Consider the following 22,442-nt stretch of genomic DNA (forward strand, 5'->3'; position numbering starts at 1 on the left):
GATGTTTACGGAGAAAATGGAAGATAGGCGCTGAGATCCACCACCTCCACCTGGAGGTTTGTATTGGTTCCTGCCTGGAGATCCGCAGCTAGAATCATCGCGTTGAGATCGACAATGCTGGGATTGACAAAGGTTCCAATAGAGCCTCCGCCCCAAACCGTGACTAGCACTAGCGAATCATTGACGACCAGGAAGGCGGGATTTCCCGAATCTCCAACGACAACATCTTCAAAGAACGCAGCCCGGAAAACGGGCAAGGTGGGTTTGGTGAAGCTTGCCCACGTCCGTAAGCCGCCCGAGGGATTCGGCTGGGTCACAAAACCTCCCCAATTCATCGCCAATGCTTTCTCTTCTTGGTCCAACGCGAGCGCAGGCACTGACCACACTCCCAGAGGCCCTAGCTTGTCCGCAAAGGATGCCGGGAGAATCTTGCAGGGAACAATTTCCGGAGGAAGATCGGCGTTCAAGGTATAGACCGCAAAGTCCAGATAGACACCTACTGGAACGTAGTTCGGGTGGATCACCCTGCTCACGATTGTCCGGGTCACCACCGCATTCGATGCCGTCACAAAGCGAATGGTATCGCCAACATTCAGAGGAAAGTGGGCCGCGTTCAACACGTGGCGCCTTGTGATCGCCACCCCTGCTCTCAAATCGCCACCGGCACTGTTCCACGGGCTAATGCAACTCATCTGCGAGGCAAGACCATGAGCCCAGCAGTTCGTGTTCCTGGCATAAATTGCGTTTCCGTGATCCTTCGTGAAGTATACCGGCTTCGCGACGAGGGGATCCTTGCCGGAGATCCGGTTGTCGATCGCATCGGTGGCATCGCGACCAAGCGTTCCAAGAGGAAAAATGTTGCGCACTTGGGTCGTTGCAGACGCGGTCTGGCCCGATCTCCTTATTCCGAAATGACTGGCCCAAATGGAGAGATAGTTAAACGCCCCCAAGCTTCCATGCTTCATATAGACCTGCCCTCTACCATCCGGACCGGTTCTGGTTTCAATGGAGGTGCTCAATCCGCTTCCGTCATTTACGAGCGAGAGAAGCCAAGGGCTGGAAAGGGTTACCTCGAGCCACACAGGTGCATTCGCCAAGGGAATCCCATTTCGCCGGACCTCGAAGACCAGCGGCTCCGCCGAGAAGGCTCCAACCTCTGCATATTGTGCGTTTCCGCCGATCAAAACCAAATTCCGTGATACGCCATTGTAGAAATCCTTGGGATCGCTCCCTTCCTGATATTCCGTCAGATTCGAAAGGGCATCGATGTCCGGATCCGAGTCCGCATCATTCTGCAGGTTGCCCCATTGGAGGATCTCCCAGTCATCCGGGAGGGCATCTTCGTCCGAATCATAGGGAGTGTGCAGGACGATGGAACCGGCCAGCGAATGCGAGCCGTTCGCATCGACGGCCACGGCATTGACCTCGATATCCCCCCAGGTCTCCGGAGTGTAGGTCCAGGAAAAGGGGTCGGTCTCATCTTCGGCGAGGAAGATCCCGCGCGAGTAGAAGGAGACTTTTTCCAAGGCCGCGCCGGTGGATTGGAAAACGCCCCCGATCTGGATGGAACTGCCCAAGGGAATGGATTTCCCATCGAAGGCCGACAAGGAATAGTCCGGGGTGGGCCAATGGCTATTGACGCCGAAAACAATCCCCGGAGCGAGGCGCGGCCCGTAGCCATCGGCCAGTTCGCCGCGGTTGCTGCTGCCCCAGGAAAGGACCTTGCCGTCTTCCTTCAGGGCGAAGCTTGCTCCGAGGGCACCGCAGACGCGCCGCAGTCCTTCCGCACCCGGCACGGAGACCGGTGCCGCCTTGTTCGCATAGCTGCCATCGCCCAGTTGGCCGTCGTAGTTCACGCCCCATGCCTGGAGGCTGCCACCGCTGCCGATGGCGAAGGAATGGTTCTCACCGGCACCTACCGCGCGGATCCCTGCAAGGCCCGGAATCTTCGCCGACAAGCTGCCTCCGGAAGCGGTGCGTCCGAGCTTGCCGCCGGAAGAATCGCCCCATGAGGACACGCTGCCATCACCATGCAGGGCGAGGGAATGATTGATGCCCGTGGCGAGCGAGATCACCCCGGACAAGGAAGAAACCTGGCGCGGAAGCGATCCGGGCAAACCGCCGGTGCCCAATTGGCCGAGGCTGTCATCGCCCCACGCCCACACGGTGCCATCGTTCTTCAGGGCCAGCGCATGATCGCTCCCGGCATGGATCTCCTTCACGTCATTCAAACCGGAAACCGTCACCGGCAGCGGGGAACTGTCGCCGCTGCCATCCCCGAGCTGGCCGAGGGAGTTGTCTCCCCATGCCCGCACCGTACCATCCTCCAGCAGGGCCAGCGAGAAGCCCAACCCGCCGGCGACGGACTTCACCGCCGTGAGCCCGGACACCTGCACCGGCGAGGCCCTGCCCGACAAGCTGCCATCGCCCAATTGGCCGGAGGCATTCGATCCCCAGGTCCAGGCCGTGCCATCCGACTTCGCCACCAGCGCATGGCCGATCCCCGCGCTACAGGACTTCACACCGCCGATGCCATCGACAAGCGCGGGATAAAAATCGTCACCCCCGGCAAAGCCCTCGCCGAGGGTCCCCTTGGTATTCGCACCCCATGCCAGAACCGAGCCATCGGACCGCACGGCGACGCCGAAATTCTCCCCCGCATCAAGATCGATGATGTTTCCGATACCGCTCACCTGCTCGGCGAGGTTCCTCGATCTCCGGAGCCCGCTACCGAGCTGGCCGAAGGCGTCATCGCCCCACGCCAGCACATCCCCGCCGGTGGCAAGCGCGAGCGAATGCTGCAGGCCCGCGGAAAGCTCGTCCACCGTTTCGCCCGCCGTGCTCTCGGCCACCGGTGCCAGCGATTCGGTATAACTGCCGGCACCATAGACGCCGAAGTTGCGAGCACCCCAGGACCAGATCACTCCCTCGTCATCGAGCGCCATCGAGCGGTTCCACCCGGCGGCGATGCGGACGATTCCATCGAGCGGGAGCGCGATGGGGAGCGCGCTGTTCGTGCGGTTGCCGGTTCCGAGCGCGCCGGATGGATTCCTGCCCCAGGCCCAGGCGGTGCCATCCGACTGGAGTGCTAGGCTGTGATCCCCGGCGGTGCAGATCTCGATGATGTCATGCAGGGTATTGATCTTCACCGGCACCTTGCTCGCCGGACCGCTGCCGTTTCCAAGCTGGCCATATTGGTTGCTGCCCCAGGCCCACACCTCGCCATTGCCGTCCAAGGCGAGGCTATGGCTTCCGCCGGCGCTCAGCTCCGTCATGCCGGAAAGGCTGCCAGCGCGCACCGGCAGCAGGCGGGTGGAAGTAGAGCCGTCTCCCAATTGGCCGGTGCTGTTGTAGCCCCAGGCAAACACGCGGCCCTGACCGTCCAAGGCTAGGGAATGCGACTTGCCCGCACTGGCTGCCACGATTCCCGAAAGCCCACCACCCACGGTCACAGGAACGGAGCGATTGGTCTGGGTGCCGTCTCCCAGCACGCCATAGGTATTCCCACCCCAGGCCACAACCGAGCCATCGGACTTCACCGCCAGCGCATGATTGTCTCCGGCCGCGATCCATATCGCGTCGTCCGCAATGGCGGCGATCCCGACCGGGAAGGGAGAGTGCTGGAGGGATCCGATGCCCAGTTGACCGCCGGAGTTGTTCCCCCATGCGCGGACGCTTCCGTCATCGTGCAGCAGGAAAGAGCCGAAGTTTCCGGTGGCGAGGATGCCCTGCTCCGCGGCCAAAGGCTGGAAGCAGAGTGCCGCAAGGAAGGCCGCCATGAGAGCAAGCGGCCCGGAGTTCTTTGGCGGCATCATTGTTCGCTCTTGCCCCCCTCCGGTTCCATGCCGAGATCAAGCGGCAGCGCGCCGGTTTCATTCGGGTCCGAGTCGTTGAGGAACTCGGTCCCGTTCGGGATTCCATCCTGGTCCGGATCATCCTCCGTGGCCTGCGAGGAAATGCTCCCGAAATGGAAGCGTTCCCATTCGTCGGAAAGGCCATCACCATCCGCATCGTCGGGATTCCATGGCGGGACATCATCCACGGCACCGCAAGGCGATGCCAGGAACAGCATGAACGGAAGAAGGAGGACTTTCACGGGAGGGAAAGCAAGGAGGAGGTCCGGATCACCCGCCGGACCGGGGCATCCTTCCGGATGCAGCACCTAACATGCGCATCCCGCTACACATATCTTTATCACAACCCAAGAAAAACCTCGGAAGATCAAGTGACAATTCAACGGACGCGGGCCGCATTGAATGACCCTTTATTTCAATCTTCGGATGGCGGCAGCTTGAGGTGCCCGGCCGTGGCGGCAGAGTTCACCCCCTTCAGTTGGCACCATTCGGGGCATTTGATCGGCAATCCGTAAGCGCTCTCAGGCAAAAAGAAGCGCTGCAGGCTGCGTCGCCCAGCCGGGAAAGCAGCTTAACTTGGCACTACTCGGGAAAACCTTCACTCCACCCGGATCGCCGTCGAGCGACCGTGCGCATCAAGCCCCTCGATCCGCGCGAACTCTTGCACGACCTCCAGCGACTTCCGCACCGACTTCTTGTCGAGCTTCACGATGCTGGTGCGGCGCTGGAATTGATCCGCGCGCAGACCGGAGAACGAGCGGCCGCTACCGCCGGTCGGCAGGGTGTGACTCGGACCAGCGAGGAAATCGCCCACAGCCACCGGCGAATTGTTGCCGAGGTAGATCGCACCCGCGGTGCGGATCTGCGGTAGCCACTTCTTCTCATCCGCGCAGATCAGCGAGACGTGCTCGGAGGCGAAGGCATTCGAAATCTCGACCGCTTCCGCCATGTTGCGGACGTTCAAGATAAAGGTTCCCTGCTTCAGCACTTCCTTGATGTACTTCGCGCGATTTAGGGTCAGGAGCTGCTTCTCCACGGCCTTCACCACCTTGCCAATGAGCGCCTTCGAGTCGGTGATGAAACCGATCACGCTATCGCCACCGTGCTCGGCCTGGGCCAGCAGGTCAGCGGCGATGTAGTCCGGATTACCCGTCTTGTCGGAAATGATCAGCACTTCGCTCGGCCCCGGCAGCAGGTCGATCGAAACCGCGCCGAAAAGCTGGCGCTTCGCCTCAACCACAAAGCGATTTCCAGGACCGAAGAGACGATCCACCGGCTTCACCGTCTTCGTGCCCAGTGCCAGCGCGGCGATTGCCTGGGCACCGCCGATCTTGAGGATCTCCGTCACCCCCGCGGCCTTCAGCGCATAGAGCAGCTCCGGGTTCACCTTGCCATCCGGACCACAGGGTGTGGCCGCGATGATCTCCGGCACGCCGGCCGCCTTGGCGAAGCCGGCGGTCATCAGCGCGGTGGAAACCAGCGGCGCCTTGCCGCCCGGGACGTAAACGCCCACACGGTCGAAGGGCTGGAAACGCTCGCCCACGCGGGCACCCTCCGCATTGATCATCGACCAATCCTTGCGCAGGCCGCCTTTGGCGAAGGCGATGATATTCTTCAGGCTGGCCGCCACCGCTTTCTTGGTGGAAGGAGCCACCTTCACGTCAGCCAGTTCCTCCGGCGTAATGAAAAGCTTCTTCGCATTCAGCTCCACGTTGTCGAAACGCTTCGCATAGGCCACCAGCGCCTTGTCCCCCTGCCCTGCCACCTCGGCGATAATATCGGCCACCAGATCACGCACGTCATGCGTCGGCAGCGCACGGCGGTTCAGGCGCTTCACGAAGGACTCGTAGTCGGCGTCGCGGTATCCGAGGATTTTCATGGGAAGTACGGAACTAATAGTACGGCTTCAGCATCAGGTAGCAGATCGGCCCGGTCACGGCCACGTAGAGCCAGATCGGGAAAACCCACTTTGCCAGGCGGCGGTGCGCTGCAAAGCGATTCGTCCACCCCGCAATGAAGGTAAAAAGGATGAAAGGCAAGCTTACCCCGGCCAGCACGATGTGGGTGATGAGGAAGAAGAAATACACGCCACGCATCGCACCCGTGCCGCCATAACGCGTCTCCACCGTGGTGAAGTGATAGGCCACGTAGCAAAGGAGGAAAGCCACGGAGAGACCCATGGCAGCGAAAATAGCCTTCCGATGCAGGGCAATCTTTCCCTGTTTCACCGCCACCAACGCGATGATCAGAGCCACCGCCACCAGCGAATTCAACACCGCGTGAACCGGCGGCAAGAAAGTAAAGCTGACACCCTCCGGCAGAGGAATCCGCACCGTGCGCATGAGCCCTACCAAGCCGAGAACGGCGGCGGTCAGGACCCAGGCGATGATTCCCAGCTTCTTCGAAAGCGCATCTTGTGGCGCGCGGGACAACCACTCCTTCCGTTCTTCAGTCATCCTTTACCGGTTCGTTGATGGCCTGTGGATCGGCGGATTCTTCCGGCGTTTCCGCGTCGAGATGTTCGATGCCCGCGGACTCGTTCTTGTCCAACTCTTCATGGATACGGTCCATCAGCTCCTTCTTGAGCTTCTCATAGAGATGCGGGTCACGACGGCGGCCCTCTTCGGACTTCGCGTCGTAGAGCGGCCACTTGCCAAGGATGTTCCATTCACGGTCCACCAGCATGATTCCCATGTCGTGGGCGAAGCGTCCGTTCGACTCGCGATCCAGCGGATCCGTGCGCTCGCGGACCTTGAAGAAACCAAGGGTCTTCTCGAGGTAGTCGTGCGTCTCCTGCTGGTTTGGGTGAGTGACGAACCACCAGTTCTTGGAATCCGCCGTCAGGGCCTTGCCGTAGTCCTGGAGCTTTTCGTGCGTGTCCGTTTCCGGATCGACCGAAATGCAGACCATCTGGAAATCCGGGTGATCCTTGAAGCTGTCGTAGATCTCCTTCAGCTCCACACCGTTCCGCACCGCGCAGTGCGGGCAGATGGCGAAGAACTCGGAAACGACCCAAACCTTCCCCTTCAGGTCGGAGAGTTTGACCTGCTTCCCGTCCTGGTTGACGCCGGCGAAGTCCGCCTTGATGGGCATGAAGGCATCCTCCTTCGGAGTGCCCACGTCGCTGAAATCCGGCACGATCTCCGGTGCCGGTTGATCCGGCACCTGGCTGCTCAGATAGATACCGCCTGCGATCAGTGCGGCAGAGATGACAGCCACGCTGCCGTAGATCATCGCGATTTTTCCCCGGTCGTTCATTTCGTCGTTACGGGTTTCGCCAGCACGTGGTCGATCACATGCTGGAGCAGGTTCTCAAGATCCCGCGAGACCCGTGTCGGATCCCCGGGCGTGGGGTGCTCGGCATCCCACTTGGCGGCAGCTTCGAAATCGAAAGGCGCATCCATGCGCGCACGCTTGTCGGTGCGCACCGTCCCCTTGCGGATGTGGCGGTCACGATCGATCACCACCAGGGTGCCGTCGTAAACCCACTCTTCATCCACCTTGTGAGGGATCATTTCCATCTTCAGGATGTTCTTGAGGAACTTGTGGACACTTTCTTCCCGCGTAGCTCCGAGCCACCACTGCGGAAGCTTCGCGCCGAGCTGCTCGGCATAGCCTTTCAGCTTCGCGGGAGGCTCGCCCTCAGGGTCCACCGTCAGGCAGATGATGTGAAAATCGGAACGGCCGGCGTAACGCAGGGAAAGCCGCTCCAGCACCTCACGGGTGTGCTTCCATGTCTCCGGCTTGCTGAAGAGCACAGGGGCGATCACGTAGACCTCCCCATCCATCTCCGCCAGATCGCCTTCACTTTCGTCCTGGCGCCAGACCTTGAAGTTCTTCTCGATGCGGCCCTTGAAGGACGGCGTCTCGTCCGAAGCCTGGCGCTCGGCCAGCTTCATGTAAGCGATATAGACACCGATCGCGCTGACGATCATCAGCGTCACCAAGGTGAGCGCGGTGCGCCGCAGCTTCACGGGATCGCGCTCGGCGGGAATCAATGGCTCGGCAGGCGTCCTCATGGGGCGGCGGAAACTAGACTAGCGCCACGCGATGGCAAGCAATCCAAGCTCCAGTGGCAGGTAGAGCAGCGTGAAAAGGAAAAGCTTCCGGAAGGAAGTCCGCTGGCCATCCCGCATGAAACGCCCCGCCAGCGCCGCCATCAGAAGACCTGCCAGCACCCCGCCGACCAACGCCACGATGCCCAGAATCCCGGGCGTCGAGCCCGCAAACCACGGCCAAATCGGCAGTGCGGCCAGCATCAACGCGAAAATCGCCGCCAATTTCCCGCTGTGGCGGCCGCTCACGTCGCCGTCCGACCACATCTTGTAGCCGGCGCTTTCATACTCCTCGCGGCAGAGCCAGTTGATCGCCACGAAATGCGGGAGCTGCCACAGGAAGAGCAGCGCGAAAAGGAACCACGCGGAGTTGTCCACCGGCCCGCCCGCCGCGGTCCAACCGATCACCGGGGGAATTGCCCCGGGAATCGCGCCGACCAGCGTGTTCGTGCTGCTGACGCGCTTTAGCGGGGTGTAGACGAAAACGTAGATCGCTACCGTCGCCGCGGCCAGCCAGGCAGGCCATGCTCCGACTTTCGCCGCCAGGTGGATGATTCCCGCCGCGGAAAGAATCCAGCCCACCGCGAAGGCGAAAAGCGGATCCATGCGCCGCGAGGGCAGCGGCCGGTTGGCCGTGCGTTTCATCCGGGCGTCCAGGTCCACTTCCATCACCTGGTTAAAAGCCGCGGAACCGAAGGCCGCCGCCGCTGTGCCGATGATCGTGTGAGCCAGAATCATCAGGTCGAAGCTCCGGCCGCCGGAGCGGGAGGCCAGCAGGAAGCCGAAAAAGGTGGTGATGAGGACGAAGACATTCAGCCGCATCTTGGTAAGAACCAGCAGGTCCTTCCGCAGGCCGGGATCCTCCATTTCCGACTCTGAGGGCACCACCTGTTCCGTCACCGCCCCCTCCTCTGCCGGGGTTACTACAGTCCCCACCGAGGCCGTCTCGGAGGTCTCGGGAGTCTTCGGTTCTTCGGCAGGAGCAGGATCAACCATCGGCGGAACGCCGGAAAGAGAACCCGCCCCGCCCGGCATGGCACGGAAAATGTCGCGCGGATCGCCAAATCAAAACGCCTTGGCGCTTGCTTGCACTCCGTCTGGGCGGCGCTATCCCGTAGACAGACAAGGCACGGGCTGACGCTACTTTTCCGACAGACCGACCGTATCCGGGAGCAGGCTTTATTCCTCCATTCCCCTTGCACCCCGGTCATTCCCTCATAGCCTCGCAACCGATGTTCGCGCGAATCCTCGCCACACTCGCCCTTTTTACGGCCAGCCAAGTGCTGGCACAGACCGAAGCCCCTGCGGCGGCTCCCCCAGAAACCCCGCCGATCCCGGATACGCCGGCTGGCGCCCCCTCCGATATCTACCGTTCGGTGGTCCGGATCGAGGCCGCGGCCCAAGTCCCGGACTACACCACCCCGTGGAATAGCGGTCGCTTCGGCGGAGGAATCGGCACCGGTTTCCTGATCGGAGAGAATACCTTCCTCACCAATGCCCACGTGGTCTCGAACGAGCGCCGCCTGCTCATCACGGTCCACGGTAGCCCGCGGAAGTATCCGGCGAAGGTGAAATTCATTGCCCACGATTGCGACCTCGCACTGCTCGAGGTGGAGGATTTCACCGATTTCGAGAAATTCCCGAAGCTCTCCTTGGGTGATGTGCCGCAGCTCGAAAGCCAAGTCCGCGTGATCGGCTACCCGATCGGCGGCGAGCGCCTCTCCGTCACCCGCGGCGTGGTTTCCCGGATCGACTTCTCGTCCTACTCCCACTCGCGCGCCGATCAGCATCTGATCGTGCAGATCGACGCCGCGATCAATCCCGGCAACTCCGGCGGTCCCGTGCTGCAGGATGGCAAAGTGGTGGGCGTGGCCTTCCAAGGCCTGCGCCAAGCCGACAATACCGGCTACATCATCCCCACCCCGGTGATCCGCCGCTTCCTCAAGGACATCGAGGACGGCCAATACGATTTCTACGTGGACCTCGGCGTGGCCACCTTCCCGCTCTATAACCCGGCGATGCGCAAGGCGCTGAAGCTCGCGGACAACGGCTTGGGCGTGCTGGTCACCGACGTGACTCCCACGGGTGCCTGCGATGGCATCCTGAAGCCGGGCGATGTCTTGCTCACCATCGATGGCCACGAGATCGACAGCGCCGGGCAGATCCTGCTTGATGGCGAAAAGGTGGATCTGAACGAAGTCGTCGAGCGCAAGTTCGCCGGGGACAAGGTGAAGCTCCGCTGGCAGAACTCGGAAGGCAGCAAGGAAGCGGACGTGGCGCTGAAGCCCCTGCCGCCCGCGCGCATGTATGCCATCCAGTACGAGAAGAAGCCGCGCTACCTCGTCTTCGCTGGCCTCGTCTTCCAACCGCTCGACACGAATCTCTTCGCCTCCGCGAAGTTCGACAACGTGAACGTGCGCCGGCTCTACACCGACTACGTGCCGAAGGGCATCTTCACCGAGCGTCAGGACATCGTGCTGCTCACCCGCGTGGAGAGTGATCCCATCAACAGCCAGCTCGCTGACTTCGCCGGTCTCGCCGTGGACAAGATCAATGGCGTCACCGTGAAGAGCCTCAAGCATGCCGACGAACTCCTCCACCCGGCCACGCCGCCGGAGTTCCATGTGATCGAGCTCTTCGGAGCTCCGCGTCCGGTCGTGATCCCCGCCAGCGCGGTGGAAGCGGCCAATACACGCGTGAAGAAAACCTACGCCATCGAACGCCTTTCCAATTTCACCGAGTGATGTCCCTGCCATCCATGCGTTATCTCCTGTTGCTGTCCTTCGCCTTCTCGTCGGGCTGCGAACAACATCAGGGTGCTGAAGAAGCCCCGAAGGTGGTGGTCGAAGTCCCTGAAGGACCAGTCCCCGGACCGAAGGATCTGCTGAAGTCCGTGGTGCGCATCAGCACCACCCAGCAAGCTTGGAACCAGGCCCAGCCTTGGGAAAAGCTTTCGCCGAGCACCCGCCGCTCGCTTGGTGCCATCGTCGCCAAGGACAAGGTGCTGACCACCGCGGAAATGGCGGCCGATGCCACCTACATCGAGCTCGAGTCCTCCGATGGCAAGCGCTTGGCTCCGGCCAAGGTGCTGGCCGTGGACTATGAGGCAAACCTCGCCCTGCTCGGCGTGGAGTCGGAGACTGATGCGAAGTTCTTCGACGGCACCGATCCCTTGGAAATCGCCGCGCGCCCGAAGCCCGGCGAGACCCTCGACATCGTGCAGCTTGAGGAGAACGGAACCCCGCTCGTGACCACCGGTGCGATCCAGAGCATCGACATCGTCTCCAATTTCCTGCCCGGCCAGTTTTTCCTTACTTACGAGGTGAAGGCTTCCATGCAGAGCGCCGCCAATAGCTTCTCGCTGCCCGTGCTGCGGGATGGCAAGCTGGCTGGCATCCTGACCAGCTACGACTCGAAGGATCAGCTCAGCGACGTGATGGCCACAGACATCGTGGAGCGCTTCGTCCGCGAGGCGGGCGATGGCGACTACGCCGGTTTCCCATCCCTCGGGATCTCAACGACCCGCACGGAGGACATCAACTTCCGCGCCTGGCTGAAGCTTACGGAAGACGTCGGCGGCCTCTACGTCTCCATCGTCCGAGTCGGCAGCGCTGCGGAGAAGGCAGGCCTGAAGAAGGGCGATGTCATCGTGTCCATCGACGGTCATGACATCGATCGGCTCGGCTACTTCGACGACCCTCACTACGGCCGCCTCTACTGGAGCCATCTGGTGCGCGGCGCGAAGAGCAGCGGCGACAAGGTGCTCATGGAAATCATCCGCGATGGCCAGCGCTCGAAGGTCGAAGCCGAGTTGGATCGTCGCGATGAAAAGGACCAGCTGGTTCCCGGCTACACGTTTGGCAAGGCACCTTCCTATCTCGTGAAGGGCGGCCTGGTGTTCCAAGAGCTCACCCGTCCCCTGCTCGAGTCCTTCGGCGAGGAATGGCAATCCCGCGCACCGCTCAACCTGCTGGATGTTTTTGAGAACCCTCAGAAATATGAAGCACGCGGCCGCCGCATCGTCTTCCTGGCCGGTGTGATCGCCACACCTGCCACGGTCGGCTACGAGCCGCTGCGGAACATGGTCGTCACCAAGGTGAACGGGAAGGACATCAAGGACATGAAGTCCCTGATCGAAGCCTTCAAGGAGCCGGGTGCCGAAGGCATGCACCAGATCGAATTCGACGAGGAGAAGTTCAAGGTTCACCTCGACGAAGCCATCTCCACCGCCGTCGACAGCCAGCTGATCCAGCGTGGCCTCGCACCGCTCTCACGGGCGGAAGACTAAGCGGATGACGTTCTTACAACCCGGGGCAAGCGAACGCGGCCCCGGGTTTTTCGTTTCTACGAGGCGAGTGCTGCGAAGCGCGAAAGCCTCAAGCCCGCGGCACCGGCTGCGCAGCATCCACCACGCCCTGCTTCTCCCGCAGCGCGTCCAGACAGGCATCCACCAGGCCTTCATCAAGGGCATGCACATCCTGCCCGATGCCTGCATCACGCAGCAGCAACACGGTCAGCTCCCCGCCCAAGTGCTCACGGAACTCCTCGAGCCCCGCATGCACCAGACGGCGGCCACTACCGTCGCGCAAGTCCAGCGCGGGGTGCCACAGCGGCAGCTTCAAGCCGGAGATCACATCGATCACCCGCTCTGCCACACAATCGCGCAACAAACCGCAGCGCGAAGAGTAAAGCGTATCCAAGGCACAGCCGATCGCCACCGCGTGCGCATGACTCACGGCAAAACCGCTCAGCTGCTCCAGCTTGTGGGCCGACCAGTGACCGAAGTCCAGAGGACGGCTGCTACCGGTCTCGAAAGGATCACCGCCCTGCGAAATGTGAGTCGCGTGCAGAAGCGCCGAACGCTCCACGCATTCTTCAAGCGCCTCGGGCACCAGCTTCGCGAGTTCATCCACCTGCGTCTCGATCCAGCGGAAGAACTCGCCATCCTTCACCAGAGAAACCTTCACCGCCTCGATCAAGCCGGCGCGGCAGGTCTCCTCATCCTGGCTGAGGAGGAAGTTGAAATCATTGATCACCGCGAAGGGCACCGCAAAGGCACCGATCCAGTTCTTCTTGCCGAAGCCATTGATCGCGCACTTCACCCCCACCCCGCTGTCATCCTGCGAAAGCGTGGTGGTGGGAAAGCGGACCAAGCGGACGCCGCGGTGGGCGGTCGCAGCGGCGAAGCCGACGGCATCGAGGAAGGCACCGCCGCCGATCACGAGGATGTAGGAGTGGCGGTCGATGTGCTCGCGGTCCACGGTTTCCCAGATCCGGCGCACGAGGGAGTCATCCGTTTTCACCGCCTCACCACCCGGCAGGACATGCAGGCCCCGCCAATCGAAGCCGAGGTCCGCGAAATAGGTTTCGACGTTCCGGGAAAGCTCCGGCCACGCCTTCGCCACGCTTTCTTCCACCAGCACGAGAACCCGGCGGCCACCGCCCTCGATGAGAATTTCGCCCAGCATCGGATTGGCCGGACCGAAGGCATCACGGGTGAAGCAAACGCGGTGCTTGAAGGTGACGGGAATTTGGAAATCGTGACGCGACATCGTGACGGGGAAACAGTGCCTCCGATACGGCCGTCAGCCAACAAATCTTCCGATGAACCAGCCTGAGACTTTGTTCGAAACCCGATGGTTAGGCCTCTATCGCATTGGTCATTGGGACTTTGCGAAGCGGCCGAATGCCGATGCCTGCGTAGGAATACTAGCGATCACCCCGCAGGACGAAGTGGTTCTGGTGGAACAGTTCCGCATCCCGGTTCAGCAGAAAGTGATGGAAGTCCCCGCGGGACTGGTGGGCGATGAAGAAGAATTCCGCGGCGAAGAGCTGGCCGCCACGGCCGCACGGGAGCTGCTAGAGGAAACCGGCTACCGCGCCGGGAAGGTGGAACTCCTACTCGCGACTCCCACTTCCGCCGGCATGACCCCGGAACTGACCCACCTCTTCCTGGCGACCGATTTGGTGAAGGAAACCGAAGGCGGAGGCAACGAACACGAAGACATCAAGGTCCACCTCGTCCCCCGGGCGGAACTGCGGACATGGCTCAAGGAGAAGGAAGCGGAAGGTTATCTCATCGATTTCAAGATCCACGCCAGCCTCTGGGCGGCAGGACTCTGACTTACCCCTGGCCAGCGGACGACACGGACGACGTAGTCGCGTCGCTACTGCGGCTCCCTCGGTATGACCGTGATCGAGCCATCCGGATGGATTCGGACGATCTCGCCCCTTTCATAACGGAACACCGAGCCGCTTCGCAGAAGCGATGCTTCATCCTGCGCGATCGAGCCGTAGCCGAAGATCGCATCATCTCCGGCAAGGATGGGAAACCACTCCGACTCGAGATCCAGCTCGCCGGTTCCGAAGGTCACTCGCCACGCACCGGCAATATTCTCCGTGAAATCGTAGTCCTCGCCATCCAACATGATGAACGCAACGAAGCGCGTGAATGAGTAGCCATCCGGAGCCTTCACGACGCGACCCGTGATTCCACAACGCGGGGTCGTGAATTCGACATAGGCTTCAGGCACCACCTCCACGACGGCATACTGCAGGCTCGGATCCTCCAAATCCTGCCCAACTCCATCAATCCGATGGCTCCAGCCCCAGCCCGGCGAGCATTGGATCAAAAGCTTTGACCCAATGACGTCCGGGCACTCCAGCGAGAGCCCCGAGGGAACGAGCTTCGAGGGCGGAGGTTTCATGGATTCGCGCCGCCCCCGTCCCAACTCACACCTGCTCCCACTCGCCGAACTTCCGGAACTTCTGGTATCGTGCTTCCAGCAGCTCTTCCGTGCTGAGCTTCTCCAGCTCCGCCAAGTTCGTGAGGATCGCTTCCTTCAGCGCATTGGACGTCGCGGCGTGATCATGATGAGCACCGCCGGTCGGTTCCGGGATGTAGCCGTCGATCAAGCCCAGCTTGAGAAGATCCGGCGCAGCCAGCTTCATCGCCTCGGCAGCTTCCGGAGCATGCTTGCGGTGCTTCCAAAGGATCGCCGCGCAGCCTTCCGGACTGATTACCGAGTAATAAGCATTTTCCAACATCAGCACGCGGTCGGCGATGCCAATACCCAGCGCTCCACCGGACCCACCCTCACCGAGCACCACGGCGATGACGGGCACTTTCAGTAGCATCATCTCCCGCAGGTTGTAGGCGATCGCCTCGGCGATATTCCGCTCTTCCGCACCGATGCCCGGATAAGCTCCCGGCGTGTCGATCAGCGTCACGACCGGCAGATTGAATTTCTCTGCCAGCTTCATCAGGCGCAGGGCCTTGCGATAGCCTTCCGGATGAGCGCTGCCGAAGTTCCGCTTCAGGTTCTCCTTCGTGTCCCGGCCCTTCTGGTGGCCGATCACCACCACACGGCGGCCGCCGATGCGGGCGAAGCCGCCGGGCATCGCATGGTCGTCACCGATCCGGCGATCGCCGTGAAGCTCGCAGAAATCGGAGAAAGCATGAGCGATGTAATCGAGCATGAAAGGCCGCTGGGTGTGCCGGGCGATCTGCACACGTTGCCACGGTGTCAGATTCTGATAGATCCGCATACGGGTTTCTGCCAGCTTGTCCTCCATTTTTGAGATTTCGCCGGACATGTCGATGTCCTGCGAAGCGGCCTTGGTGCGCAGCTTGTCGAGCTCGCGCTCGAGTTCGGCGATCGGCTTTTCGAATTCCAGCAGTTGCATGCGATTTGGGAAAGTTGGTGCGGGCAGGAGGCGGCGGGAAGCTAGGGCCCGCTCACGCGGATTTCCACCTCATTCCCCGGCCGGAGAAGAAGTGCAAGCTCTTCAGCATCCTCCGCAGACAACAGGAAACCGGCACCCGCAGGCTCTGCGGCGGTCTCCTTGCCATCTCCCGGCTCCGCGGAACGGATGTGAAGGGAGGATTTTTCCAGACTGAAATTCTTCACGGACTCCCGATAGGCAGGCATCCCCGGTGTCACGCGACGATCTCCGGCCAGCCCGGATTTGGAAGCGATCTTGGTCTTCAGCCCGCCTTTCTGGTTTCCCAAGCCCGCGGAAAGCAGCGGGTATTCCTTCACGAATTGCCCGCCCTTCCACAGCGAAAGCGCCTTACGGCCCGGCTCGATCAGCACCCGCAGTTCCAGTGGCATCACGATCATCTCTTCGCCCGGATGGAGCCCCTTCAGGTCCATCAGGCCGTTCAGATACATGATGCAATCGAGGCTCGTATTGTGCTTCGCCGCGATCCCGAGAAAGGACTCCCCGGAGCGGACGATGTGGATCTCCTTGCCGTCCATGTTGGAAACGGAAAGGAGCTCATCGAGATTCATCTCTCCCACGATCCGCCGTGCCTCCGGGGCCGCCTTCGAGCGCGGATAAATGCTCACCACCGTGCGGAGGCGCTCTTGGGCCGCCGCGAGATCGCCGATCGCGATCAGCTCGCGAGCTTTCTCAAAGACCTTCGCACCCGGATCGATCTCCGGCAGGTTCGCATCCGCTTTCGGCAGGGTGTTGACCGGCTTGGGATCGAATTGCACCGGGACAAGCTCGGAAAACACGCCCCCGAGCGGCTCCATCTGGACGTGCCAGACCAGCAATCCGGTAAACACGGTGACCCCAAGGACCACCGCCCCCGCCACCAGCTTGATCAAAGTCCACAATCGCATCCCCGGCGCGTTCTATCAAAGCAGTCCCCGCCTGTGGAAGTCGAAGCGGTTGATCGCCCAAGATTGGCGGATCATTTCGAAGGCGAATTTGAAAACGGACACTTCCCAGGCATCATCCACGCCCTCGATCACCGCGCGGGCGGGATTTCCGAGGCGGCGGGATTCTTCCAGGATCCGGTCCCGCACGACATCCATCGAGTCGTGGACGATCTCCTCGTGCACCTTGCCGCTGCGGAAACGAAAGCCGTAGCGCAGGAAAGCCAGATCCTTCCCCTGTGATTGCATTTTCTCGATCAGCGCATCCATCCGCTCGCGGGCCTTGTCGCCGAAGCCTTCCAGCTCGATGTCATTCATCGAATCCGGACGCAGGATCCGCGGCCTCATGGCCTCCATTTCACCGGTGCGCACACGCACTTCGCCAGCACGATCCATCAGCTCGCTGAGTAAAAGAAACTCGAAGCGGGTATCGCCAAAGGTATCGATCCGGCGGTCCGGCTCCAGCAGGACGCGGGTCGTCTCCAAGGCGTATTGGATGTTATCGGGCGAATGCATGTTTCGGGACGGAGCGTCCCATCGGTTCAGTATAGTGCAAAAAAAAGGCAGACCCACCTGGAGTCCGCCCTTTCATGATTACTCGGCAGAGCGGCAGGGCTCAGCTCTGGCTCTTGATGTAGGTGACGACATCGCCCACGGACTGGAGCTTCTCGGCTTCCTCGTCCGGCACTTCGATCTCGAACTCCTCTTCGAAGGCCATCACGAGTTCGACCGTGTCAAGGGAGTCGGCACCGAGGTCTTCGATGAACTTGGCCTCCAGGGTCACCTGGTCGGCGTTGACGCCGAGCTGGTCGACGATGATGTCCTTAACGCGGTCTTCGATGCTCTTGTCAGACATTGGAATGTACTTGGTGGTTGACGCTGCGGAGGGATTACCGCCCTCGCCGGACCTTGGCAACCCCGAAAAACACCTCGATCTGCCAGCACTCAGGCCTGCGGCGGCGCTTGTTCCGCGGGCTCTTCCGTCTCGGCGACGTACTCGATGATCTCTCCTTTGAAATTCTCCTTCAAACGCCCCATCAGGCGCTCGGCAGGCTCATCCTGCTCTTTCTTGAATCCACCGTACGTCAGACCGTCGATCCGCATCTTGCGCTCACCCCCGGATGCCCCGCCCGCCCACAGGAAGGCGAGACCCTTGGTATCCCACTTCCGCAGGTCGAGCCGCACCAGATCGCCAAAGGGGACCTTGCCGCCATCCGCGGGATAAAATGCCTCACCATCCACCGCCATGCTGCGGCCCAGAGTCCGGATCAGCACCCATGCGGCTCCTAACGATAGCACCAGGCAGATGACGAAGACCACCCATTGCTCGTTGATCTTGCCCGCCGGATAATCGTGTTCCGGGGCGTCCTTTTTCATCCCGGCCTGAAGACGGTAATCGTTGAAAAGCTTGTTCTTCTCCCCGGTACGCGCGGCCTTCATGGCATCATAGTCGCTCAGGATCGCAGGCCAAGCCATCGGGATCCGGGTTCCCTCGGGAAGGATCGAGTGGTCCTCGGGAAAGCTTACCGTCTGCTTCTCGGCATAGGAACGCCATTCAGCCGGACTCATCACTCCCTCCTTGGTTTCGAAATCCTTGGCTGCCTGCTCGAAGGCCTTCGAGACATGATAGGACAGGTTCTTCTCACGATAGCCCCACTTCCCGTCGATGAAGAAGAGGACCGTGAAAATACCGAACATCAATAACATTGCCGCAGCGCGCAGCAGGAACCAGGGGGTGGGTTTGCAGACAATACGCTCGCTCATGGAACTAGGGGAAAAGCAGCGGCAGGAAAGCCAAGCGGGCGGAATTTGGCAAGCTTCGGAGATACGGACACGGATACCTGCAAATGGTTCCGGCCGCGCGCGGCAGCCCCGATAACTCCCCTCACCCGCCGACCCTACAATCCCGGGGATCGCGCTTTGACGACCCGCCTCGCCTGATCCAAGCTCCCCGCGACGTGAGTTTTTCTGCCCATCTCGCCTCCGCCCTTGAGAGGAAATCCCCGCTGCTCCAGCGCTTCGAGCGGCTCATCGCCCCGGCCTCCGATCGTGAGCTGGAAGCACTCGCCCGCGAAAGCCAGCGCCTGACCCGCCACCATTTCGGCCGGACGATGCGCCTTTTCGCGCCGCTCTACCTTTCGAACGAGTGTGTGAATAACTGCTCCTACTGCGGTTTTTCCCGGGACAATGGAATCCTGCGGGTGACCCTGACGGTGGAGCAGGTGCTACGGGAGGCCCGCTATCTTCATGATCTAGGCTTCCGAAATATCCTGCTGGTGGCGGGCGAGCACCCGAAATTCGTGTCCGAGGGTTACCTCCAAGAGTGTATCGATGCGCTGAAGGGGATGTTCCCGACCATCGGCATCGAGGTCGGTCCCATGGAGGATGACCAATATGCAGAAATCGTACGCCACGGTGCGGAGGGCTTGATCGTGTATCAGGAGACCTACCAGCCGGAGACTTATGCCAAGCTCCACACCGCCGGACCGAAGAAAAACTTCGGCTGGCGCCTCGACTGCCCCGAGCGGGCCTATGCCGGAGGCTTCCGCCGCATCGGCATCGGTGCCCTTTTCGGCCTCGCCGAGTGGCAAAAGGAGGCCATGGCCTTGGCGGCTCATCTTGAATATCTCTACAAGCACTGCTGGAAGGCCCAGTTCACCGTCGCCTTCCCGCGCATGCGCCCCTACGCCGGGAACTACCAGTATGAGGCGGATGAGCAGCTCTATCTTTCCGACCGCGCGCTGGTGCAATTGACCTGCGCCTTCCGCGTCTGCTTCCCGCAAGTGGGAATCGTCCTTTCCACCCGCGAGTCTCCGGCTTTCCGTGATGCACTTGCTCCACTCGGCGTGACCAGCATGTCGGCCGGTGCCCGCACCGAGCCAGGCGGCTACACCGGTGCCGGCAGCGAGGACCTGCACCTCACCGTGAAAGGCCGCCGCGTCGAATTGGAAAAGGTCACCGGCTGCGAGAAGGCGACCGAGCAATTCAAGATCGACGACAGCCGCTCGCCTGCGGAAGTCGCAGCCATGCTGAAGTCAAAGCAGCTCGATCCAGTCTGGAAGGACTGGGACGAGGCAATCTTGGCGCACTGATCCCACCTTCTTCTTTTTCAATCCGACATGAATCTTGTGATCAACGGGGAGTCCCGTTTCTTGGAATCCGACACCTTCAATGTCGCCACGCTCCTCGAAGCCCTTGGCTTCGGCGGCAAGCCCGTCGTGGTGGAATTGAATGAAGAGGCGGTGTTTCCAGCGAGCTATCCGACCACCGATATAAAAGAGGGAGCCAAGCTTGAGATCGTGATGATCGCGGCAGGAGGTTAGCACGCCTCCCGTCACTCCGGCAGCGTCTCCTTCCCGCCAAGATGCCTCGGCCTCGTCCCGAGCACATTCACATCCAGCCACATCTTCACCCGCGCACCGACCTCCCGGACGCGCGTCTTCAGCCCGCCCCGCGTCGCGACGTCCTGGGCATTGAAACCATTCACCTTCATGCCATTTGCCTCGGCCAGGTAGATGGCTCGCTCATTGTGGAAACGCTGGGTGATGAAGGTTACCTCATTGAGCCCGAAGATCTCTTTCCCCCGCACCACCGAGTCGAGGGTGCGGAGCCCGGCGTAGTCGCAGGCGATCCGGTTTTCCGGGATGCCGCGCTCGATCAGGGCGCGCTTCATCTTCACGGGCTCGTTGTAGTATTTATCGCTATTGTCACCGGACACTAGGATCACCTGGATCTTGCCCGCCCGCCACAGCTTCTCGGCCGCGTCGATCCGGTAGCGGAAGTAGAGGTTCTCACGATCTTGGAAACGATCGGTGGTCCCGAAGACCAGACCGACCTTGCAGGCCGGGATCTTCGCCACGTCATCGTAGAGCTTGCCGCGGCTCGCATGCACGGCGGCGAAATTCGCCCACGCGATGAAGCTCACTCCTGCCAAGCAGAGTGCCAGCATCGCCAGAAGGAGACGCTTCAACCAGCGCTTCCATCCGCCCTTCTGCCCCTTCACTTCCGTCACACCTTCTGTTCGACGGGTTTCCACTTGGTCCAGGAGACCATCGCTTTCACGGCTTCCACGAAGCGGCTGCCGATCGGCTCTTCCGGTGCGATCACCCGCAAGCGGCCGGGATCTTCGTTCCCGAATTTCACTTCCTGCCAGCGACCAGCCAACTCGCCATCCACCTGCACCGGCACCTCGCGGTCTGCCGTGACCGTCAGGCTATGCGCCTGGAGGTAGCTGACCGTGGATCCAGCGGCCTCGAGATTGCCGGTGGCGATGCCCCGCAGGGAATCCAGCACCAGCTTGTAGCCGGCTTCCTTGAAGACCAGGACATCCAGCATGCTATCGCGATTGTCCGCTTTGTGGAAAAGTTTGAACTGCCCGCCATAGAGCGAGCCATTGCCAGCCAGCACCGCGACTCCTTCCTCATGCTGGCCATCGCCGCAGACGACCTGCATTCGCGGCGGGGATTCGCCGAGGACCTTCACCGCAGAGAGCAGGTAGGCCAGAGGACCGAGCATCTTCTTGCTCTCCCAGGTCGTCTCCTCGATCACCATGGCGTCGAAGCCGACCCCCGCCATCTGCATGAACGGGATGCCGTTCGCTTCGAAAAGGTCGATCTCCTTCACCAACCCGGCCTCGATCACCTCGAAGGCGCGCGGCAGGTTGTCGAAAGGGATGCCCAGCTCCCGCGCGAAAACATTCATGGTCCCAGCGGGAAGGACTCCCAGCGCGGTCTCCGATCCGGCCAGCCCCTGCACCACGGCATTCAGGGTACCATCGCCCCCGGCGGCGATCACCACCGGCTCTCCATTGCGGGCGAAGAGGGAGGCCAGCTCCCGCGCCTCCTCGGCACTGCTCGTGGCGTGAAGCGCGAAACGGGTCGCGTGATCCATCAAGAATCTCAACGCCCGCTGCCCCTTTTGGCTGCGAGCCTTCGGATTAAAAATGAGCGGATACCGCCGTGCCCGGATCACCCCCCGAATGGAAACCGGGACCTGCGAACTTCCAAGTGCGAACTTGGTGGAGTTTCCCACTCGCGCGGGAAGTTCAGAAACCCGCCTTCAGCACCTCCACCACCTTTGCCACCGGCAGCCCCATGACATTGTCGAATGCCCCCTCGATCCGATCCACGATCAGCTCTCCACTCTCTTGGATTCCGTAGGCCCCCGCTTTGTCGAGCGGGTTCGCTTTTTCAAAATATTCGCTGATCCGAGCCTCATCGAGAGGGAGGAAATGAACCGCCGTCAGATCGTGGAAACGCCTCACCACTCCTCCGGGAAAGATCACGCACACACCGGTACAAACCGTGTGCGAACGACCGCCCAACTTCCTGAGCATCGCCCGGGCATCATCCATGTCCTTGGGTTTACCCAAGGGCTCGCCATCGATCCAAACCAAGGTGTCGGCTCCGATGACGGCTGCATCCGCATTTGAAACGGCGACCGCCTCTGCTTTGAGTTCCGCGTTCTTTTCGCAGAGCTCACTCAGCGGAATGGAGGCATCGTGAATCTCCTCCGCGGGCGAAACAATCACTTCAAACAAAACTCCAGCTTCCGCTAGAAGCTCGCGACGCCTTGGAGAACCGGAAGCCAGAATGATTTTCACGGGCGTTCCTGTAGCGGGCTTGCAACACTTGGCAAACTTGATGTCGCGGGAATGCAGTTATTCACAATCCAATCGTTTGCTTTTTCAATTTCGATTGAATCAATCGATTGAATCAAAAGATTCAATCGATCTTTATTTGGATAAATCATTAATTCTGAGCAGAAACAAATAATCAAACACCATTCTATCAATCGCTTGAAATAACATCCTCGGAACTTTCCTTTCATTATCGCAATCCACTTGCATCATCCTCTTCCCTGCTCAT

General features: G+C 61.1%; 22 protein-coding genes. 5 read left to right on the plus strand and 17 right to left on the minus strand.

Going from position 1 to position 22,442, the window contains the following annotated elements:
* Positions 1 to 5 precede the first annotated feature (5 nt).
* The 7 genes from HHL09_RS01745 to cyoE form a co-directional block, all read right to left on the minus strand.
* Positions 6 to 3,779 carry an RCC1 domain-containing protein gene (locus HHL09_RS01745; RefSeq protein ID WP_169452778.1) on the minus strand — a complete coding sequence of 1,258 codons (3,774 nt, stop codon included), beginning with the start codon at positions 3,777 to 3,779 and terminating at the stop codon, positions 6 to 8.
* A 32-nt stretch (positions 3,780 to 3,811) separates the two neighbouring features.
* Positions 3,812 to 4,096 carry a hypothetical protein gene (locus tag HHL09_RS01750; RefSeq protein ID WP_169452779.1) on the minus strand — a complete coding sequence of 95 codons (285 nt, stop codon included), beginning with the start codon at positions 4,094 to 4,096 and terminating at the stop codon, positions 3,812 to 3,814.
* Positions 4,097 to 4,452: 356 nt separating this feature from the next.
* Positions 4,453 to 5,733, minus strand: coding sequence for a histidinol dehydrogenase (gene hisD, locus HHL09_RS01755; RefSeq protein WP_169452780.1), 1,281 nt, complete (start codon positions 5,731 to 5,733; stop codon positions 4,453 to 4,455).
* Positions 5,734 to 5,746: 13 nt separating this feature from the next.
* On the minus strand, positions 5,747 to 6,310 hold the full coding sequence (locus HHL09_RS01760; RefSeq protein WP_169452781.1) for a DUF420 domain-containing protein: 564 nt from the start codon (positions 6,308 to 6,310) through the stop codon (positions 5,747 to 5,749).
* Positions 6,303 to 7,112 carry an SCO family protein gene (locus HHL09_RS01765; protein WP_169452782.1) on the minus strand — a complete coding sequence of 270 codons (810 nt, stop codon included), beginning with the start codon at positions 7,110 to 7,112 and terminating at the stop codon, positions 6,303 to 6,305. Before HHL09_RS01765 ends, HHL09_RS01760 begins: the two co-directional genes overlap by 8 nt.
* Positions 7,109 to 7,873, minus strand: a complete 765-nt coding sequence (locus HHL09_RS01770) for a thioredoxin domain-containing protein (protein ID WP_169452783.1) — start codon at positions 7,871 to 7,873, stop codon at positions 7,109 to 7,111. Before HHL09_RS01770 ends, HHL09_RS01765 begins: the two co-directional genes overlap by 4 nt.
* 18 nt (positions 7,874 to 7,891) lie before the next feature.
* Positions 7,892 to 8,905 (minus strand): heme o synthase, encoded by a 1,014-nt coding sequence (cyoE, locus tag HHL09_RS01775; RefSeq protein WP_240963709.1) that lies wholly within the window; start codon positions 8,903 to 8,905, stop codon positions 7,892 to 7,894.
* Between the two features lie 236 nt (positions 8,906 to 9,141).
* On the opposite strand from cyoE, the gene HHL09_RS01780 reads away from it, so the two are divergent.
* Positions 9,142 to 10,653 (plus strand): S1C family serine protease, encoded by a 1,512-nt coding sequence (locus tag HHL09_RS01780; RefSeq protein ID WP_169452784.1) that lies wholly within the window; start codon positions 9,142 to 9,144, stop codon positions 10,651 to 10,653.
* Positions 10,653 to 12,197 carry a S1C family serine protease gene (locus HHL09_RS01785; RefSeq protein ID WP_169452785.1) on the plus strand — a complete coding sequence of 515 codons (1,545 nt, stop codon included), beginning with the start codon at positions 10,653 to 10,655 and terminating at the stop codon, positions 12,195 to 12,197. Before HHL09_RS01780 ends, HHL09_RS01785 begins: the two co-directional genes overlap by 1 nt.
* Positions 12,198 to 12,285: 88 nt before the next feature.
* On the opposite strand, the gene HHL09_RS01790 is transcribed toward HHL09_RS01785, so the two are convergent.
* Positions 12,286 to 13,461, minus strand: coding sequence for a 3-dehydroquinate synthase (locus HHL09_RS01790; protein ID WP_169452786.1), 1,176 nt, complete (start codon positions 13,459 to 13,461; stop codon positions 12,286 to 12,288).
* Positions 13,462 to 13,513: 52 nt separating this feature from the next.
* On the opposite strand from HHL09_RS01790, the gene HHL09_RS01795 reads away from it, so the two are divergent.
* Positions 13,514 to 14,032, plus strand: coding sequence for an NUDIX hydrolase (locus HHL09_RS01795; RefSeq protein ID WP_169452787.1), 519 nt, complete (start codon positions 13,514 to 13,516; stop codon positions 14,030 to 14,032).
* Between the two features lie 44 nt (positions 14,033 to 14,076).
* On the opposite strand, the gene HHL09_RS01800 is transcribed toward HHL09_RS01795, so the two are convergent.
* The 6 genes from HHL09_RS01800 to HHL09_RS01825 form a co-directional block, all read right to left on the minus strand.
* Positions 14,077 to 14,616: a hypothetical protein gene (locus HHL09_RS01800; protein WP_169452788.1), complete on the minus strand. Its 540-nt coding sequence runs from the start codon at positions 14,614 to 14,616 to the stop codon at positions 14,077 to 14,079.
* Positions 14,617 to 14,641: 25 nt separating this feature from the next.
* Positions 14,642 to 15,595, minus strand: a complete 954-nt coding sequence (locus HHL09_RS01805) for an acetyl-CoA carboxylase carboxyltransferase subunit alpha (RefSeq protein WP_169452789.1) — start codon at positions 15,593 to 15,595, stop codon at positions 14,642 to 14,644.
* A gap of 41 nt (positions 15,596 to 15,636) precedes the next feature.
* Positions 15,637 to 16,539, minus strand: coding sequence for a LysM peptidoglycan-binding domain-containing protein (locus tag HHL09_RS01810; protein ID WP_169452790.1), 903 nt, complete (start codon positions 16,537 to 16,539; stop codon positions 15,637 to 15,639).
* Positions 16,540 to 16,554: 15 nt separating this feature from the next.
* Positions 16,555 to 17,091 (minus strand): hypothetical protein, encoded by a 537-nt coding sequence (locus HHL09_RS01815; protein ID WP_169452791.1) that lies wholly within the window; start codon positions 17,089 to 17,091, stop codon positions 16,555 to 16,557.
* A gap of 100 nt (positions 17,092 to 17,191) precedes the next feature.
* Positions 17,192 to 17,431, minus strand: coding sequence for an acyl carrier protein (locus HHL09_RS01820; RefSeq protein ID WP_169452792.1), 240 nt, complete (start codon positions 17,429 to 17,431; stop codon positions 17,192 to 17,194).
* An 89-nt stretch (positions 17,432 to 17,520) separates the two neighbouring features.
* On the minus strand, positions 17,521 to 18,339 hold the full coding sequence (locus HHL09_RS01825; protein ID WP_169452793.1) for a hypothetical protein: 819 nt from the start codon (positions 18,337 to 18,339) through the stop codon (positions 17,521 to 17,523).
* Positions 18,340 to 18,533: 194 nt separating this feature from the next.
* On the opposite strand from HHL09_RS01825, the gene thiH reads away from it, so the two are divergent.
* Together thiH and thiS are read left to right on the plus strand one after the other, a co-directional pair.
* Positions 18,534 to 19,667: a 2-iminoacetate synthase ThiH gene (gene thiH / locus HHL09_RS01830; protein WP_240963710.1), complete on the plus strand. Its 1,134-nt coding sequence runs from the start codon at positions 18,534 to 18,536 to the stop codon at positions 19,665 to 19,667.
* A 27-nt stretch (positions 19,668 to 19,694) separates the two neighbouring features.
* Complete coding sequence (gene thiS, locus HHL09_RS01835; protein WP_169452795.1) at positions 19,695 to 19,898, plus strand: sulfur carrier protein ThiS; 204 nt, start codon at positions 19,695 to 19,697, stop codon at positions 19,896 to 19,898.
* Between the two features lie 11 nt (positions 19,899 to 19,909).
* On the opposite strand, the gene HHL09_RS01840 is transcribed toward thiS, so the two are convergent.
* The 3 genes from HHL09_RS01840 to HHL09_RS01850 all read right to left on the minus strand — a co-directional run bounded on the left by HHL09_RS01840 (position 19,910) and on the right by HHL09_RS01850 (position 22,177).
* Positions 19,910 to 20,611 carry a SanA/YdcF family protein gene (locus HHL09_RS01840; RefSeq protein ID WP_205760960.1) on the minus strand — a complete coding sequence of 234 codons (702 nt, stop codon included), beginning with the start codon at positions 20,609 to 20,611 and terminating at the stop codon, positions 19,910 to 19,912.
* Positions 20,584 to 21,546: a diacylglycerol/lipid kinase family protein gene (locus HHL09_RS01845; protein ID WP_240963807.1), complete on the minus strand. Its 963-nt coding sequence runs from the start codon at positions 21,544 to 21,546 to the stop codon at positions 20,584 to 20,586. The genes HHL09_RS01840 and HHL09_RS01845 overlap by 28 nt, the downstream gene beginning before the upstream one ends.
* A gap of 73 nt (positions 21,547 to 21,619) precedes the next feature.
* Entirely contained in the window at positions 21,620 to 22,177 is a 558-nt protein-coding gene (locus tag HHL09_RS01850) for a Maf family protein (RefSeq protein ID WP_169452796.1), read from the minus strand.
* Positions 22,178 to 22,442: the final 265 nt, after the last annotated feature.

The sequence above is a fragment of the Luteolibacter luteus genome, from assembly GCF_012913485.1.
GTDB lineage: Bacteria > Verrucomicrobiota > Verrucomicrobiia > Verrucomicrobiales > Akkermansiaceae > Haloferula > Haloferula lutea.

What these genes read in the sequence shown, in the direction of transcription:
- HHL09_RS01745 (WP_169452778.1), bottom strand. Translation starts at nt 3,779, where the DNA reads ATGGCGGCCTTCCTTGCGGCACTCTGCTTCCAGCCTTTGGCCGCGGAG.
- hisD (WP_169452780.1), bottom strand. Translation starts at nt 5,733, where the DNA reads ATGAAAATCCTCGGATACCGCGACGCCGACTACGAGTCCTTCGTGAAG.
- HHL09_RS01760 (WP_169452781.1), bottom strand. Translation starts at nt 6,310, where the DNA reads ATGACTGAAGAACGGAAGGAGTGGTTGTCCCGCGCGCCACAAGATGCG.
- HHL09_RS01765 (WP_169452782.1), bottom strand. Translation starts at nt 7,112, where the DNA reads ATGAACGACCGGGGAAAAATCGCGATGATCTACGGCAGCGTGGCTGTC.
- HHL09_RS01770 (WP_169452783.1), bottom strand. Translation starts at nt 7,873, where the DNA reads ATGAGGACGCCTGCCGAGCCATTGATTCCCGCCGAGCGCGATCCCGTG.
- cyoE (WP_240963709.1), bottom strand. Translation starts at nt 8,905, where the DNA reads ATGGTTGATCCTGCTCCTGCCGAAGAACCGAAGACTCCCGAGACCTCC.
- HHL09_RS01780 (WP_169452784.1), top strand. Translation starts at nt 9,142, where the DNA reads ATGTTCGCGCGAATCCTCGCCACACTCGCCCTTTTTACGGCCAGCCAA.
- HHL09_RS01785 (WP_169452785.1), top strand. Translation starts at nt 10,653, where the DNA reads ATGTCCCTGCCATCCATGCGTTATCTCCTGTTGCTGTCCTTCGCCTTC.
- HHL09_RS01790 (WP_169452786.1), bottom strand. Translation starts at nt 13,461, where the DNA reads ATGTCGCGTCACGATTTCCAAATTCCCGTCACCTTCAAGCACCGCGTT.
- HHL09_RS01795 (WP_169452787.1), top strand. Translation starts at nt 13,514, where the DNA reads ATGAACCAGCCTGAGACTTTGTTCGAAACCCGATGGTTAGGCCTCTAT.
- HHL09_RS01800 (WP_169452788.1), bottom strand. Translation starts at nt 14,616, where the DNA reads ATGAAACCTCCGCCCTCGAAGCTCGTTCCCTCGGGGCTCTCGCTGGAG.
- HHL09_RS01805 (WP_169452789.1), bottom strand. Translation starts at nt 15,595, where the DNA reads ATGCAACTGCTGGAATTCGAAAAGCCGATCGCCGAACTCGAGCGCGAG.
- HHL09_RS01810 (WP_169452790.1), bottom strand. Translation starts at nt 16,539, where the DNA reads ATGCGATTGTGGACTTTGATCAAGCTGGTGGCGGGGGCGGTGGTCCTT.
- HHL09_RS01815 (WP_169452791.1), bottom strand. Translation starts at nt 17,091, where the DNA reads ATGCATTCGCCCGATAACATCCAATACGCCTTGGAGACGACCCGCGTC.
- HHL09_RS01820 (WP_169452792.1), bottom strand. Translation starts at nt 17,431, where the DNA reads ATGTCTGACAAGAGCATCGAAGACCGCGTTAAGGACATCATCGTCGAC.
- HHL09_RS01825 (WP_169452793.1), bottom strand. Translation starts at nt 18,339, where the DNA reads ATGAGCGAGCGTATTGTCTGCAAACCCACCCCCTGGTTCCTGCTGCGC.
- thiS (WP_169452795.1), top strand. Translation starts at nt 19,695, where the DNA reads ATGAATCTTGTGATCAACGGGGAGTCCCGTTTCTTGGAATCCGACACC.